The sequence below is a fragment of the Polynucleobacter sp. MWH-Loch1C5 genome (assembly GCF_018881775.1).
GTDB lineage: Bacteria > Pseudomonadota > Gammaproteobacteria > Burkholderiales > Burkholderiaceae > Polynucleobacter.
The window spans coordinates 1,610,580-1,628,216 of record NZ_JACVPR010000001.1 but is presented as its reverse complement, the minus strand read 5'-3'; the positions used below and the strand labels follow the sequence as shown (position 1 = coordinate 1,628,216).

8 protein-coding genes and 1 tRNA gene are annotated in these 17,637 nt (G+C 47.2%); 1 reads left to right on the top strand and 8 read right to left on the bottom strand.

From position 1 onward, the window contains the following. The 6 genes from ICE94_RS08340 to ICE94_RS08315 form a co-directional block, all read right to left on the bottom strand. A partial coding sequence (locus ICE94_RS08340; RefSeq protein ID WP_216150786.1) for a glycine-rich domain-containing protein occupies positions 1-6,400 on the bottom strand: 6,400 nt, incomplete at its 3' end. Next, positions 6,400-8,091, bottom strand: coding sequence for a ShlB/FhaC/HecB family hemolysin secretion/activation protein (locus ICE94_RS08335; RefSeq protein ID WP_216150784.1), 1,692 nt, complete (start codon positions 8,089-8,091; stop codon positions 6,400-6,402). The genes ICE94_RS08335 and ICE94_RS08340, both read right to left, overlap by 1 nt. Positions 8,092-8,431: 340 nt before the next feature. Beyond that, positions 8,432-9,568: a helix-turn-helix transcriptional regulator gene (locus ICE94_RS08330; protein WP_216150782.1), complete on the bottom strand. Its 1,137-nt coding sequence runs from the start codon at positions 9,566-9,568 to the stop codon at positions 8,432-8,434. Positions 9,569-9,688: 120 nt separating this feature from the next. Further along, complete coding sequence (locus ICE94_RS08325; RefSeq protein WP_216150780.1) at positions 9,689-10,501, bottom strand: methyltransferase; 813 nt, start codon at positions 10,499-10,501, stop codon at positions 9,689-9,691. 6 nt (positions 10,502-10,507) lie between these two features. Then, positions 10,508-14,542 carry a phosphoribosylformylglycinamidine synthase gene (gene purL, locus ICE94_RS08320; RefSeq protein ID WP_216150778.1) on the bottom strand — a complete coding sequence of 1,345 codons (4,035 nt, stop codon included), beginning with the start codon at positions 14,540-14,542 and terminating at the stop codon, positions 10,508-10,510. Positions 14,543-14,582: 40 nt separating this feature from the next. Beyond that, entirely contained in the window at positions 14,583-15,269 is a 687-nt protein-coding gene (locus ICE94_RS08315; protein WP_216150776.1) for an ABC transporter ATP-binding protein, read from the bottom strand. A 67-nt stretch (positions 15,270-15,336) separates the two neighbouring features. Here ICE94_RS08315 and ICE94_RS08310 point away from each other — a divergent pair, with 67 nt between their 5' ends. Further along, positions 15,337-15,918, top strand: coding sequence for an arylesterase (locus tag ICE94_RS08310; protein WP_216150774.1), 582 nt, complete (start codon positions 15,337-15,339; stop codon positions 15,916-15,918). 52 nt (positions 15,919-15,970) lie between these two features. On the opposite strand, the gene ICE94_RS08305 is transcribed toward ICE94_RS08310, so the two are convergent. Both ICE94_RS08305 and ICE94_RS08300 read right to left on the bottom strand, forming a co-directional pair. Continuing rightward, positions 15,971-17,416 carry a SurA N-terminal domain-containing protein gene (locus ICE94_RS08305; RefSeq protein WP_216150772.1) on the bottom strand — a complete coding sequence of 482 codons (1,446 nt, stop codon included), beginning with the start codon at positions 17,414-17,416 and terminating at the stop codon, positions 15,971-15,973. A gap of 54 nt (positions 17,417-17,470) precedes the next feature. Then, positions 17,471-17,546 (bottom strand) — tRNA-Val (locus ICE94_RS08300). Positions 17,547-17,637 lie beyond the last annotated feature (91 nt).

The following is a 17,637-nucleotide window of genomic DNA, read 5'->3' as shown; positions in this document are numbered from 1 at the left end:
TATATGTTTGTGTACCGCTCGTAGTAATGGAATTAGCAATAGTAGACACGCCCGAAATAGTCAGACTAGAAGTTCCGGTAGAGCGAGTAATACTATTTCCACTTGCCATTGTTAAAGTTGCAATTGTTTGGGTTACTTGTAGATCCCAAATGGCTCCATTACTCATAATGACGTCTGTCGAATTACTGAGGCTTCCTGTCAGCTTTAAGGTACCTGCAGAAATACTGGTATCGCCTTTATAGGTGTTGTTGCCGCCTAGTACGACTGTACCAGTTGCGCCAGAAGAATTGATCTTGAGAGGTTCGGCATCACAGGCACAAGAGGTGGCCTCGGTGGAAGAAATAATTGTGCCACTGATTGTTAAAGTTTTACCACTAGCAACGTTAAATGATGTTCCACCACCATATCTTAATGTCAAGAACCGTGCACTTATAGTGGAATCATTATTGACAGTTATTGCGGATCCTAAATACCAAGATCCCCACTGAGAAGGTGAGCTTCCACCCCAAGCCAATGTTCCTCCATTGAGAATAAAACTTCCTGGATTAATGTGGAAAGTGTCTGTGGACCCTGTGGCAGACGTGAGGGTACCGCCTGCATTAATGGTTAAGGTTAAACCTGAACGGAATCCATTACCAATGAATCCATTATGGTCGGACGTGGTTGCCATTGTGATCGTACCACCGTAATTGATATTGATGGCTGTAGCGTTACCTAAACCAGCAACAGGGGCGTTTGATCCACCGGTCATTGTGACATTTTGTGCAACATTGATAGTGCCTGTAAAATCTTGATCTCCACTGATAGTGACAGTACCAGAGCCATTTAAATTAACTGTTCCAGCACCAGTAGCTATATTAGTGAATGTTTGATCAGAAGAACTTGAAAAAGTAAACACGCCAGAAGCACCCACTGTCAGTGCACTTGTGTAGTTACCATTACCAAGCTTGCCAGTGCCTGACACTTCTAATGTTCCAACATTAATGTTACTGGCACCCGCATAAGTGTTAGTACCAGTCAAAGTGAGCGTTCCTGATCCATTTTTGGTTAGTGAACCAGAACCAGAAATATCATTTGTGACTGTTATTGCATTTGATCGGTCTATGATTAGACTGCCATTATTTGTAATAACTCCTGAACCCAAAGCACCAGAAGTACCACTATTGCCAATTTTTAATGTTCCAACGGAGATTGTTGTTGTAGTTGTGCCATTGGTGACACCAGTTAAAGTGAGCGTATTGGCTCCAACCTTGGTCAACCCATATGAGCCTAATAAATCACCACTTAAAGTGATATTTCCTGCCCCACCAACAGAACTATTATCTGCTAATGTGATTGTTCCACTTACACTTACTGCAGTTGAACTAGAGTTAATTAAAGCGCCATCACTATTGATACCCGTGCCACTCAGGTTAAATGCGTTAGCAACATTAAAACCGTTTAGATCAACCGTATAACCAGAGTTGATCGTTACTGTGCCAGTACCAAATGGACCATTGGTAATAGCGCCTGTGGACGCTATACCAGCAATCACTAAACCGCCCAAAACACTGGTGCCACCACTGTAAGTATTCGGTTGAGTTAATGTAATTTTGCCGCCAGCAGCGTTAACAGCTAAACGGCCACTGCCAGAAATCATTCCAGAAAGAGTAACTTCTAAATTTCCAAAAGTTAGTGTGCTTGAACCAGTATCAGTAAATGTATGAAGAGTATAGCCAGACGCAGACCCAGAGCCTGCAGTAGCTTCTCCTTTAGTCGTGGTACCTCCCGCAGTTGCTGCACTAGCGCCTAAATAACGAACAATTACAATACCTGATCCACCATTGCCGCCAGTCGAATTTTGGGTGCTTTGCAAACCTGCACCACCGCCACCACCACCGGTGTTAGGAGAGCCAGATGTTGCAGGTGTTGCTGCTTCGGAACCACTACCACCTCCGCCCAGCCCACCAGCTCCAGCATTGTAGGCTGACATACTAGTATGTAGACCACCACCACCGCCACCACCGAAATAACCGTTTTGACCAAAACCCAAGGAGCCTGCCCATGCTACAAGAAGGCCAACTCCACCCTTACCTGATCCACCAGAACCCGTTCCTCCGGTGGTGTAGTTAAAACTTTGTCCTGCACCGCCTGCGCCGCCGCCGCCACCGGCTTGATAGCCATAATTACTAGTTCCGTCACCACTACCCCCTGCAAAACCCTGGCCAGCTGTACCAGCCCCCCCTGAAGTCGCATCGCCAGATCCACCACCTGATGCAACAGGAGTGCCAAGATTATGTTGATTAGGTTCGATATATGTCCACTGACCACCACCACCACCTCCTAATGCCGTCAGACTTCCTAAAGATGATGAACCACCATTACGTGCAGCAGAGGTTGTGGGAGTATTCCAATTATTATTAGTCATAACTCCGCCACTACCACCAGAGCCAACTAAAACACCATACGAATTAAGTGTTGCATCCAAAAAACCTGTCAAAACACCACCACCGCCACCACCGCCACCCACATGCGCACCACCGCCACCACCGCCACCAACTACGAGGTATTCAACGCTCGTGTCAAGATCTATCGTGGCATTACCTGTTAGATTAATAGCATTTTGAATGTTTGTAACAGCACGGCCTAGCAACAATGTTGTTGACGTAGAAAGGGTCAGAGTACCACTGCCCAATGAATCATTTTTATAAATACCTAATGTACCGGCAGTAACAGTTGTTCCGCCGGTATAGGTATTGGACCCAGTTAAATTTAAGCGACCGATCCCATTTTTTATTAGGGCTGTGGAACCTGAAACTGAGCCAGCAATCATGGATGTACCACCGCCAGCATCAATAGTTAAACTTGATCCACCACTAGTGACATAACGGACCACAACAATACCTGACGAACCAGCTTGAGAATTTCCTACTGAGGCATAGAGCCATTGACCACCACCTCCAGAACCGGTATTGGCACGCACAGCGCCAGGCGAACTTCCGCCATTAGTGGCAGCATTACCATTTATGTTGTTACTACCACCCAGCCCGTTATTTGAACCATTGTGGCCTACACCTCCACCACCTGTAGCATACGTAACACTAGACCCTGTAATCGCATAGCTAACACCATCACCACCATTTCCACCAATACCATTGTTAGTGGAATTAGAGCCAGCAGTAAGGGCACCGCCACCGCCACCGCCGGAGCCAAGGTTATATGTACCTACATAGCTACCACCAGCATTACCCTGACTAACAGACCCACTTGCACCGGTAGAACTGCAGTTCCCAGCTCCATAACATTGTCCCCCACCACCAGATCCTCCGGAGTCTGGCGCAGCCCCTGAGCCACTATTAGAGGCATTACCACCACCGCCACCACCAACAGCTAATATACTTCCGAAAGCTGAATCACCACCAACATTTCCATTTCCAGATGGAGCTGCTCCTGCGCCACCCCCTCCCACTCTCACTGTATAAGAAGTTGAAGCAGACACACCATAGACTGAATAGTAGACAACGCCACCAGCACCACCGCCACCACCTACAGAACCACCACCAGAGCCGCCACCACCAATGACCATTACTTCAACAGAGGTTACCCCTACACCTGTTGTAAAAGTAGATGTGCCAGAAGAGGTGTATGTTGTAACTGCTGTAGTAATACTCGAAACAGATCCTGTAATTGTGATATCTCCACCAGCACTAGTTAGCGAAACATCTCTACGTATCAATAAATTACCATTGATTCTTATAGGCGTATTACTAGTTATCAGATCACCGCCTAGAGAAGTTAAACCGCCACCAGCCACTTTTGTAATACCGTTATTTGCGGTTACATTTGTCAGGTAAGCAGTTGTAAATTGATTGGCGCTTGTTACCTCCAAACTACCCTTGACTGAGATTGGTTGATTGACTTGAACCTCACCGCCAGCAGTTAATACAACACTCAGTGAACCTGAACCAGAATTAGTAATTGGAGCATTTATTAAAATACTTCTATGCGCAATCAAGGTTAGCGTTGTTGAAGTAGAACCTGATTTATCGATAGCACCTAAGAGCCAAATGTCGCCATAGGAGCCAGAGAGAGTAGTACAACTCACTCCTGAGCAAGAACCAGAGCCAGTTGAATTAATTGTTACATCTGAAGTTTGAAGTGCCGTATTAATAACAGTATTTAAGATATTGTGATTTGAAGAATTTCCAATATAAATATCTACTGGATCAATTAACCACATACCACCTCTACCGGCATTAATAGTACCGAGTAGATTTAATGTGTGAGCCGAGGTCTCAATAAAGCCACCGACAAAGTTATTATTTTGTTGATGAATACTGTCGGTGCTGATTATGGTATTGCTATTAATGTCCGTATAAATAGAAAACGGCAATGTGCCATTATTCGCATCATTGCCGATTAATAGTGTGCCACCTTGATTAAATCCTTTGGCCTCGATATTGGAGTTTTGGATAATCGTGTGATTCGTGGCGGATAATCCCATAGATCCACCTCGGCCATTTGAACCGTTGGTTTGGATTAATGTGTTTTGGAGGATTAAATCACCGGAGTCGGTGAATATTTGAATATTGCCGCCATTTTCGCCGTTGGCTTGAATAATGGCTTGATGAATGTGTATATCAGCTGCTTGGGAGATATTAATTGCCCCACCTCTGCCATTTGATCCATTGGTTTGAACCGTGGCTTCGATATGAATAGTTCCAGTCTGGTTAGCGCTCAGTGTAATTACCCCACCTTCGTAACCATTCGCTTCCAATCGTGAGTTCGGATTCAAGGTTAAGTCTTGAGCGGTGATGCGTATCGTACCCCCCTGTTGGGTGTTACTGTTGACTGCAATCACCCCATGGAAGTTAAACACCTGGGCGAGGATATTAACCAGTGAATTAACTCCTTGGCCTCGGATCGTGCCGTAACCGGTCACAGTTTGGGTCGCTGTGACTGTGACTGTATTGGCTTCAATCTGGCTACCCAGGGCAAAGTTCACATCCTTGGCTTGGATGATCACATCTAAGAGACTATCGGCTGCCTGAGTGATGGTGCCATAGTTGTAGAAGGTCCCATCGGCAATGAAGGTTAAGCTCGTGCGGATAGTTCCTGTCTTGGTAATCGTTACACCCTGGGCAATGGTCAGGTTACCGGAGCCATTTTGGGTACAACTACCCCCGCTACAGACATTGCCTTGGACCTCAATCGTGACGTTGTTATTTTGCAACGCTGCATTGATTACCCTAGCAGAGTCTGTGGTTATTGTCAGATCCATAGGATCTAAAAGCCATGTACCAGCTCTACCGTTGCTGGCACTGGTATCGACCTTGGCAGTACCTGAGATCTCGAGGATCTTCTTGGAGCTGGTATCGACAAAGCCGCCGTTACCTTGGAGCTTACCGCCTTTGGCTTCAATCAGGCCTGAGACATAGGTCTTCTCATTGGAGAGGATGATGATTTGGCCACCATGGCCCTGGGTCTTGGCGTTGGCTTTGATCTTGCTTGTGTCTGCGAGGGTAATCTGGTTACCTCTGATATTGATCTGACCGCCATTGCCCTGCTCGCCTTTGGCGTTGGCTGTAATGCTGCCTTGGTTATGAACCGTGTCTGCTAGGATCTCAATCACCCCACCGTTATTGACCATGGAGCTGGTGGTAATACGGCCACTGTTCTTGATGACTGAGCCCATCAGCTGGGCCGCGGAGTTAGCTGCGATCACGACCAAGCCCCCATCCACCTGAACCAAGCGCTTGTTCTCAATCAGGCTCTTGTACGCAGCAGCATCGACCTTGACGGTCATAAGCTGATCACCTCTGAAGTCTAGGGTCACTTGGCTGCCGCTAGCCAGTGCCACAGCACCGGCGCCACCACGAGCCAAGATATAGCCTTCGTTACGGACTTCTGGGGCCAATAAAGCAATATAGCCTTTGGGATCATTGGTCTGGATCTTGCCGTAGTTCACCACAGATCCCTGACCATTGCCTTTATAGGTGCTCTTACCGTCCATGAAGTCTTTATCATTGATGTTCATGGTGGTAGCCACCATGGAGCCCACATCGACCTGAGCGGATTTACCAAAGACAACTCCGTTGGCGTTGGCAATAACCACCTGGCCATTGGCCTTGAGCATGCCGTCAATCTGGGTAGCAGAGACGGAGGCCACACGATTGAGAGTGCTGGCTTGGGCATTGGGTTGAACGAACTCGACCTTTGCTTGAGCACCCACATTGAAACTGTCCCAGTTGATCACGGCACGTTGGCTTGCTTGGACAACGTTCATCGTGTTACCGGTTTGATTGATCGTAGCCTGCCCCATAGCAACCTTACCGCCACTGGGCAAAGCATCAACCGCAGTTTGAGCCATTAAACCGCTCGAGAGTACCATCAGGAAAGGGGCTAGATGATGTAGCTTCATCAAAAGATCCACTGAACCTGAGCCCAAATGTAGGCACTCTTAGAACGACCATCGTTATTAACGCCATTACCCATATTGTCCAAAAGCGGGTTGCGTCCCAGCTTCCAGGCAATACTTGTACTCCAGACGATGTCCTTATCGGCGCGCTTCAGTCCAGCACCTACACTGCTTAAGCTGTAAGTGTTATCCGCGCCAGTACGACCTTTCATCTGCTCGAAGGCGTACTTCTCACGATACTGCTCAACAAATCCGGCGTCATAAAAAAATGAAGCGACAACCTTATCCTCAAGAGCCTGTTGTAGCTCAAGGTTGATCATGGCTCCTTGTGAGCCAGCTCCCTGAGACCCTGGGTAACCTCTCACACCATTAGGACCACCCAGGTAGAACTTTTCTGCAGAATCTAGGTCAACTGAGGCAATCTGGGCGGAGAGGTTGATATTGAGGACTGTCGCATCGGGCACAACTTGCTGGCTGCGTGATAGATTAAAGTTGACCTTGGTAAAGGTCGTTGGCGTGTAGCGCCCATAGGTGCTAGGGTTCTCAGCTCCAAAGATTAAATGCCCTTTAGTCAGGGTAATACCGCCCTGAGTGACGCCACCACCCGCAAATGAATCATATCGATTGGCTGAGTAACCCAAGACCATGTTATCTATTCGATATTCACTGGTATGGCTGCCATCGCGTTGTTGTTTGTTGAGATAGTTCTTACGATCTAGGCCGGCGGTTAAATTGCTATTGGCTCCTGGGCTTCTTAGCAAGGGGTAAGTTAAATTCACGCCAATCGTCTGAGCACGACCAAAACCGCCGCCCTGATTAACGGGGAAGGCGTACTTACCCACGTTTTCATAGTCAAGGTAGCTGGCTGACACTCCTGCTCGCAAACCATCGGTATTCAGCGGCAAGGAATAACTGGCGAGTGAGTAGTCAGAGCCTTCAGATTTAATGTTGGAGAGGCTCAGTTGATCGCCAATACCACCAATCCCATCAAAGAAAACAGCTGCTACCCTTTGCAAGATGCCGGTGCTGCGGCTACCGTTATTATTCGCTTCCAGGCGGCCTCTAAAGGGCTTGGTATCGCTCAAGCTCAAACGAATATCAACCTCACCTTCGTTCTTGCCCTGCTCTAGCTGGCTGGCTACCGCAATGCCTGGGGTTTCGTTCAACACGTAAATCGATCGCTCCACCGCCTGGGTATTGATGATTTCAGAGGGCCGGTTAGCATCCGTCAGGTAGCGGCGGGCACGCTCTTCACCAAAGCGAGATGGGCCATTGGGCAAATCGACATGTACTACACCCAATCTCGCCTCCAGCACCTTGAGAGTCACAACACCATCGGCAATACGCTGAGGTGGGACACTGACTTGAGCCAAGCGGTTGTTGACCTTATAAAGGGATGCGAGTGCATCTGCAGCCTTCTGCAGCTCTTCAAACGGGATTGTTTTGCCAATCCATGGACGCAAAGTCTCTTGAATGACGAGGTCTCCCAAACTTTGATTGCCATCGACCTTAAAGCCTTGCACCGTCACGCGAGCCTCACTGGGCTTGGCTTCTTGAGGCTTGGGAGCTAGTTTTGGGGCTTGCGGCGCCGGCAATGCTTGAGGAGCAGGAACCTGCCTTTGAAGCTCTTGCAACAAAGCACCAGCGGACGGGCCTGCGGGAGGTGTTTGGTTTTGCTGAGCAAGGGCAGACACGCTAAGGAAGCCTGTCAGTACCGGGATTAGAAGCCCGAATTTGCCTTGTTTTCTGCCTTGTCTCATTGCTTTTTTGTTTGACCAAACTAAATCGTGCGCACGCCCGCGATTATAAGGATTGCAGTATTTTTAGCAAGTTCAATCTAGCTCTAAGATTATGATTTTATTTATAAAAAATTGAAAAATCGGTTTGAAAAAGCTCTTAATTTTTTGAAACAACTGAAACCAAAAAAGAACGGACGTTCGTAAGAAACGAGTTAACTACAGAAATATTCCGGATCGTTAAGAAAGAAAAAAGGTCGCACAAGGCGACCTATTTCTTAACTTTTTTAACTTTGTATTAGGTTAAGCCAAAATTACCGGGGTTAATTGACTGGTCCTCATTAACCTTTTGTGAAACTGAATCAGTATTTGAAGTCGCATCTCTTAACTTGGCGAGATCTTCAACTGACTTTAACCCTAACTTAGAAGTCATTCGAGAGCGATGAACTTTGACGCTGGCTTCAGATGCGTTAAGCAAAGTAGCGATTTCACCATTTTTCTTACCATCAGCAGCTAGGAGGAAGACTTCCTTCTCTTTGTCGGTTAACTTGCTGATAAGTTCAAGCTTCTGATCTTGGCTTAATACTGATAAATCAGTTACTACTTTTTCTTCTATTTTCTTATTATCTGATTTAATCGGTTTATCACGACTAATTGATACAGGATTAATATCCGAATCTACCGATTGATTTAACTGATTTTCAGGTATTGTTTTTACCTTAATCGTTTTACTGACCGCCCCACTATATTCACTGACAGGGTTATCACTCTTAAGGTGACCCACCAAAATATCTTGGGCATTTTGTAAAGACCAAACCATATTATTAATGATGGTACCTATTAAAAAAGCGATCCCGGTAATTTTGACCACATCAGAAGTCACAATAATGTACTGATCACCGATTGCAGCAAGCGCTCCAAGGGTTAATGTTGCGATCAATAAACCTTTCAACCAGTAAATACCACTGATGACATATATATATGCACTATGAAAGGACTTGGCCTGAACCCCAGCAAACCATGCACTATATATAAGTGTGGCAGCTAATGGAGCTAATAAGATTGCTTCCAAACTACCCAGTGGCGCACCGACTTGGCGGCTGAACTGGAATAATACGGCTGTCAAAACTACCCCACCCGCACAAATGAGCATAGGCTTCTTAGGCAACTTAAATCCTGCCCATTTACCCAAAGCCGCTAAACATATTAAGTTACCGAGAAGTATTCCGGTAGGAGCCAACACCCATGAGTCTGGTAAAGGATCTTTGATCAAGGCCAGAATACCAATGAGTCCTAGGCCAATTAAGGCCTGACCGAGTGACCATAAGGGCACCATCTTTCCATTTTTTCTTAATAAAATCAATTGACTAACTGAGAAAACAAGTGCAATTAAGCCCGTTAAGCCAATAATTGTTACGTTATCTGTCTGTAACATGGTTAACCTATTTGGTAGTTAAGGAAACGTGACTGTAATTGATTTACCCAAAATGGTAAATACCTAAAGATGCCTAGATATAGGCATTCATGAACAGACCTTACTTATTAATGCTTGGGATTAGATGGATAAACCACGGCTTTGAGCGTGGTTGGCTCTAATCAATTGAGAGGGCCAGGTTTTGGCAGGCAGTTGATATTGCTTCTGTAGTTGGGCAGCTCTCTTATTTAAGTCTTGGAGACTTATATTTAATGGCGGACCTTTAAATGCGAGAGCCACAATATTGCAATGATGGACCTCGGGGAATATTAATACCCGATTATTAAATACATCACAGATATTATTAATATTGGTTTTAAAGGAGCGGTGTCGGCCAAATAAATTCACCGACATGACCCCTGTTTCTTGGAGGGTGTCATAACAACCCTGATAAAAATCCCTGGAGTTCAGAACCGGTCCTTGAGCAGTGGCGTCATACAGATCGACCTGCAAAAGATGGGCACTCTGATGGTGCTGCTTATTCTTGACGTATTGGAGGGCATCGCCTTCTAGGATTGTCAATCTTGGATTGGGGTAAGGCAGATCAAACATCACATGAGCGGCGACTATCACTGCAGGATTGAGATCTACGGCAGTGACTCTCGCCTTTGGAAAATGTTTGTGACAAAACTTGGTCAGCGCCCCAGTACCCAAACCCAACTGCACCATATGAAAGGCTTGGGTCTTGGATTGGAGTCTGGGATCGTTGGGATCTAAAAAAAGCAAGCCCGCCATCATCTGTTGGGCATATTCCAACTCAATATGGTCGGGTTTTTTGATGCGCATCGCGCCTTGCACCCAATGGGTGCCAAAGTGCAAAGTTCGCACCCCACCCTCTTCAGAGAAGGTGACGGGAGCAAACTGTGGTTTTACATCACGAGTATTGGCAGACATGCCAGCTTACTGAGTCCAGACACGAGCATTACGGAACATGCGCATCCAAGGACTAGCACCTTGCTGAATATCTAACCAAGCTTTCGGGGCCCAGCTCATTTGCACAGTTCTAAAGACTCGTTCTGGGTGCGGCATCATGACTGTAAATCGCCCATCCGGCGTGGTAAGTCCAGTAATACCTTCTTTTGAGCCATTGGGGTTCAAAGGATAAGTTTCCGTCGGCTTGCCATGATGATCAATAAACTGCAAAGCGACTAAGCCTTGGGCTTTGGTCTGTTCAAAATCGCCTTGTTGGCTAAAGTTAGCAAAACCTTCACCATGAGCGACTGCAATCGGTATACGGCTACCCGCCATCCCTTGTAAGAATATCGAGGGGGATGACTTCACTTCCACCATCGCCACCCGAGCCTCATATTGCTCCGATTGGTTACGGGTAAATTTAGACCAAGTTTGCGCGCCCGGAATAATGCTGGCCAGATTGGACATCATCTGACAACCATTACAAATGCCTAAACCAAAAGTGTCGTTTCTTCCAAAGAAGGTTTGGAATTGCTCTTTGACTTTGGCATTAAAGAGAATGGATTTAGCCCAACCTTCACCGGCACCGAGAACATCACCGTAACTAAAGCCACCACAGGCGACCAAGCCTTGGAAGTCTTTAAGGTCAAAGCGACCGGCAATGATGTCGCTCATATGCACATCGAAACTCGCAAAGCCCGCCCAATCCATGGCGTACGCCATCTCGAGATGGGAGTTAACGCCCTGCTCACGCAGGATCGCCACCTTAGGACGACTACCCTTCTGAATATAGGGGGCTGCGACATCTTCGCGAGGATCAAAAGTGAGTGCCGTTTGCATACCGGGATCATCAACTTGATCGAGCAAGTTGTATTCACTATCGGCACAAGCTGGGTTATCTCTTAAACGGGCAATTTGCCAACTGGTGCTTTGCCAGAGCTTATGCAAAATGTGGCGTGGGACGGAGAAAATCTTTTTCGCATCACGCCAGACTTCAATATGGCCATTGGTATTGGGTTTACCGACCACATGGCTACAGGCATAAAGACCGTGTTCTTTCAAAATGGCGATCGCTTGATCGCGATGCGCACGCTCTACCTGTAAGAGCACACCTAACTCTTCGTTAAAGAGAGCTCTGAGGGTTTGATCATTTCTACGACCCGAAACTTGCGCTGCCCAGTTCTTCGCATCACCATAGTCTGACTCATGATCTTTATCCAAGACCAACATGTCAACATTAAGCGACACTCCAGTGTGTGCCGCAAAAGCCATTTCTGCAGCGGTCGCAAAAAGTCCACCATCTGAGCGATCATGATAGGCGAGCAAAATCCCTGCAGCACGCATTTGCGTGACCGCTTTGAATAAGTTCTTCAGATCTTGCGCTTGATCGACATCCGGCGTGGCGGTACCGACTTGATCGTAGACTTGCGCCAAGATACTCCCTGCCATACGGTTCTGGCCGCGACCTAAATCTACCAAGATCAGTTCAGTATCGAGCGTTTGCTCATTCGCATCTTTGGTTTGTAAAAGAGGTGTGTTCGATTTTCTGACGTCTTGTACAGGAGCAAAAGCAGAAATAATCAGTGAAACAGGCGCTGTGACTGTTTTAGCCGTATTGGATTGTGGATCTGTCCACTGGGTCTTCATCGACAAAGAATCTTTACCCACCGGAATCGAAATACCTAAGGCTGGGCACAACTCCATGCCCACCGCTTTGACCGAATCAAATAATTTGGCGTCTTCACCGGGCACACCACAAGCAGCCATCCAGTTGGCAGACAGCTTAATGTCCTCAATCTTGGCCACATCCGCGGATAAGAGATTGGTGACTGCCTCACCCACGGCCATTCTGGCGGCTGCCGGAGCATTCATGACCGCCAAGGGTGTGCGCTCGCCCATACTCATGGCTTCGCCACGATAGCCTTTGTAATCCATGAGTGTGACTGCGGCATCAGCCACAGGCACTTGCCAAGGTCCAACAAACTGATCGCGGGCATTGAGTCCACCCACGGTACGATCACCGATCGTAATCAAGAAAGACTTACTCGCCACTGTCGGGTGTTGCAAGACCAAGCCCGCCGCTTCATCAAGTTGTATATCAGTGAGATTGATCTCAGGGAGTGCTTGCTGAACACGCTCGACCTTGCGATGCATCTTCGGTGGTTTACCTAAGAGCACATCCATAGGCATATCAATCGGTAAGGCTTGTGCGTCGGCCTCTGGCTTTTGTGTATCGATGAGCTTAAGTTGACGCTCGCTAGTGGTTTTACCGACCACGGCAATCGGACAACGTTCTCTGGCGCATAAAGCTTCAAAGATCGGGAGGCTTTCTTCGGCAATCGCCAAGACATAACGCTCTTGGGATTCGTTACACCAGATCTCAGCAGGACTCATGCCTGATTCTTCGAGTGGTACTTTGCGCATATCAAAAATGGCACCCAGACCTGCGCCATCGGCCAACTCGGGGAAGGCATTGGATAAACCACCGGCTCCCACATCATGAATAGAGAGAATCGGGTTGGCATCTCCCATCGCACGACAAGCATTGATCACTTCTTGCACGCGTCTCTCGATCTCAGGGTTACCGCGTTGTACTGAGTCAAAATCTAGATCGGCTGCATTAGCGCCTGTGGCCATAGAACTGGCTGCACCCCCGCCCATACCAATGCGCATACCTGGGCCACCTAACTGAATCAGTAAGTTGCCTGCCTTGACTTCTTTCTTATGGGTATGACCATCATCAATGGCACCTATACCGCCGGCAATCATGATGGGTTTGTGATAACCGCGTCGCTCTCCCGCTATTGTCTGTTCAAAGACACGGAAGTAGCCTCCTAAATTAGGGCGACCAAATTCATTATTAAAAGCAGCTCCACCCAGTGGGCCTTCAATCATGATCTGTAGTGCCGAAGCGATGCGCTCTGGTTTGCCATAGGGCTTTTGTTCCCAAGGCAATTGACTACCCGGTAGATTTAAATTCGATACAGAAAAACCAGTGAGTCCCGCTTTGGGCTTGCCACCAATACCTGTTGCACCTTCATCACGAATCTCACCCCCTGAACCCGTCGACGCCCCTGGGTAGGGTGCAATCGCAGTCGGATGGTTATGCGTCTCCACCTTCATCAAGGTATGCGTGAGACGATCTTGCTTCACGTATTGCAATTCTTTATTCGGTGCCCAAACTTCAGCCTCGCAACCACTCATGATCGCTGAGTTATCTGAATAAGCCACGACGGTGCCATTGGGTTGCATCTGATGGGTGTTGCGAATCATGGCAAATAAGGAGCGATCCTGCTCCTGGCCATCAATCGTCCAAGTAGCATTAAAAATCTTATGACGGCAATGTTCACTATTGGCTTGCGCAAACATCATGAGTTCTACATCACTAGGATTACGCCCGAGCTTTTTGAAGTTCTCTAAGAGATACTCAATCTCATCATCAGATAATGCCAAGCCCATTTCAGTATTGGCTTGATCCAAGGCGGCTTTGCCCCCTTGCAAAATATCAATACGCACAAAATGCTTATCAGCCAATGTTTGATAGAGAGCTTCTGCAGCCCCAGCATTCGCGATCGTGATCTCGGTCATGCGATCATGAATGGTTGCCAAAACAGCTTGTTTTTGCTGCTCTGTCAGTGCTTTTTTGCTACTCCAATAAAACTGTACGCCACGCTCCAGACGTAAGAGATTTAAGCCACAATGATGCGCAATATCGGTAGCCTTACTAGCCCATGGAGAAATAGTCCCGATTCTCGGGACGACGACCGCCTGATCCTCTACCCCCGAAAAAAGACCTTTGGTAGCGACTTTTTGAAAAGGTTCACCGTAATTGAGAAGCCCTTTGAGTACGGCCTCCTCTTGAGAGTTCAGCGCTTTTTCAGACCAAGCAAAATGAACAAACTGGGCTTGAATGGCTGTGAGCTCAACACCCTGCTCTTGCAAGGCCGACAAAAGTCGTTGTTGACGAAATTCTGAGAGGGCTAAAGCCCCATTTAGACTTAAAAAACAGAGGTTTGCAGGCATTGTTAGATTATAAAGGCAAGCCTGTTTCGCCCCCTATTTTTTAATGAATCTCGCTTAAATGTCCATGCGCGAGCTGCAATTGGCGATCACAGCGTTGCGCTAGTGATTTGTCATGGGTCACCAAGATCAAGGTCGAGCCCATACTGCGATTAAGATCAAACAGTAGATCAATGATCTTTTGTCCATTGAACTCATCCAAACTGCCGGTAGGTTCATCGGCAAAGAGGATATCTGGCTCAGTTACGAAAGCACGCGCTAAAGCCACGCGCTGCTGCTCTCCTCCTGAGAGGGTTTTAGGCCGGTGATGAAGTCGCTCTAAAAGTCCGACTTTTTCTAACCAAATAGTGGCCAATCGATGGGCTTCGGCACGCGGAGTACCCTTGAGCTCCAGAGGTAATTGGACATTCTCAAGCGCCGTGAGGTGCTCAATCAACTGAAAAGACTGAAAGACAAAGCCCACATGGGCTGCGCGTATCTTGGCGCGTTGATCTTCATTAGCAACACTCATGTTTTTACCCATGAGGTGAACTTCACCACGTGTGGGAGTATCTAAGCCTGCGAGCAAGCCTAAGAGCGTACTTTTGCCAGAACCACTGGCCCCGACAATCGCCACACTTTGTCCAGCTGTGACGGAAAATTCAATATCATGCAAAATCTGTAAGTCGCCATCGGCTGTCTTGACTGATTTAGAAAGATGTTGGACTTGTATGACAGGCACTGCAGACATGAGGGCTAATTTCTTGAAAGTGAAAAATCTAATACTAAAGCTAATTACATCGGCCTGCTTAGCCTGGATGTCCCTACTTTCATCCTTCGCTCACGCCAATCCGCAGAAGATATTGATTCTGGGTGATAGCCTGTCTGCCGAGTATGGTTTAAAACGCAATACAGGTTGGGTGCATCTTCTCGAAAAACGTCTAAACGAGGAAAAACTGTCTTGGCAGATTGTGAATGCCAGTATCAGTGGTGAAACCACGGCGGGGGGTAAAACGCGCTTGACTCCCTTACTGGCACAACATCAACCCCAAGTGGTTGTGATTGAACTAGGCGCTAACGATGCCCTGCGTGGCCTGTCTTTGGTCATGACAGAAAACAATCTCAAAGAGATGGTGCAACGCTCACAGCAAGCCGGCGCTAAAGTCTTGCTGATCGGCATGCGGATTCCCCCGAATTATGGCTTGGACTATACCGAGAAGTTTTTCCAAGTTTTTGGCAAAGTCGCCAATCAACACCAAGTACCGCTCGTGCCTTTCTTCTTAGAAGGGGTCGCACAACGCCCCGAACTCTTTCAAGATGACCGTATTCATCCGAATGCGGCTGCACAAAGCATCATGCTCAATAATGTCTGGCCAAAATTAAAGCCCCTGCTGCAATAGCGAGGGGCTTTCTCTCTGAACTTCTTTTTTTGCTAAAACTAAGTAAAAAAATTTAGCGAACCGCGTTAATTTGTTTGACACTTGCGCGCACACGCACATCATCAAAATAAATACCCGCTTCGGCTTGTGTAGCCAAGCTCACCACTTCTTGAAGTTGGCGAGCTCTGAGCTTTTGATCGACCTGAGCGGGCTGTTGAATTTTGCTAACTCGATAAATCGCAAAACCACCATCAACGCTCGGTGCACTGACGACTGTAGGTAATTTATCTGCACTGACACTCATAATTGCTTGCAAAGCCTGTGGGCTCAAATCAGCAGGCTTGTTTCTAGAAACCCACTTACTCGCTGAAAATCCACTGGCCTCACCGCCCTTTTGTAAGGCATTAAAACGTTCTTGACCCGTCTTGGTTGCCAGATCTGCAGCTTGATTGATGGCCACCTGTTTTTTAATCTGCTCTTGCAAAGCAGCTAAAGGAATGGCCGCTTGCGCTTGATGTTGCGCCACACGGGCCACTAACACTTTGCCAGGCCCAACTTCCTGAGCTTCAATATTGCGACGGTTTTTAATCGCGTCATCATTAAACAAAGCAGCTAGGACTTTCGGTTGATTAAGTGGATGATCCGCAGGTGCACCTTTCAGACCGGCACGGGTAATTCCCTTGGCAGTCTGAATCGATAATTTCAAACGATCAGCCGCTGGTTTTAAGCTATCCGCTTGCTCATAAGCCATATTGGCCAACAAATCGGCACGCTCAGCAAAGGCTCGGTCTTGCACCCCTGGGCCCGTTAACAGAATGTATTCCACATCAATGATTTCTGGAGACTGGAAACGATTGAGATTCGCTTGGTAGAAAGCTTCGATATCTTGTTGCGTGGGGTTGACCTTGCTCACAAAATCTTGAGGCTTGAACTGAATACTTTGTATCTCACGCTCAGTCTCATAAGCCATCGAGACTTTTTCAGCAACTTTACGAGAACCAATTCCCGTGGCCAAGACAGCTGTGAGGGCCTGACGACTCATGATGTCATAACGGCGACCACCTTCAAACTGCTCAATCGTCATACCGTTTTGCGCCAAAAGTTGTTTGTAGCGTTGTGCATCAAAACTACCATCGGCTTTGTACAAATTACGAATTTCTGGAATCTGCGTGAGATCTTTAGCTAAAGACTCGGGGCTCACCATGAGGCGCAGTTCTTTGAGCTCAAAACCGACCAAACGTTGCTGGACGATTTCTCCCAAGACGGCCTGCTTAAATGGCACGCTCGCGAGCATGGCTGCATCGGCACGACCTTGCTCACGCAAACGATCGGCTCTTTGTTTAACAGCATTATCTAATTCAGTACGGGTAATACTTTGACCCGCCACTTTGACAAGGTCAGCATCACTGCCCATGTCACGCATATAGCTTTCAATACCAAAGAATGCGAAGGAAGGGAAAATCAGGAGTAATAAAACCCACTGGAATATTTTTTGGTGCTTACGAATGGACTCTAGCATCGCTTATTTCAACACTGTCTTATTGTTATGGAAAGCTAGATGAAGAAGAATCTGTGGTGGGTGCTGAGAGGGTCGAACTCCCGACATTCGCCTTGTAAGGGCGACGCTCTACCAACTGAGCTAAGCACCCACAGAGAAAACGAGATTATACGTGAACTTCGTTTTCACTGCAAATTTTTCGACTTCTAAGCTTTAAAACAAGGGCCAAGTCAGACTTGGCC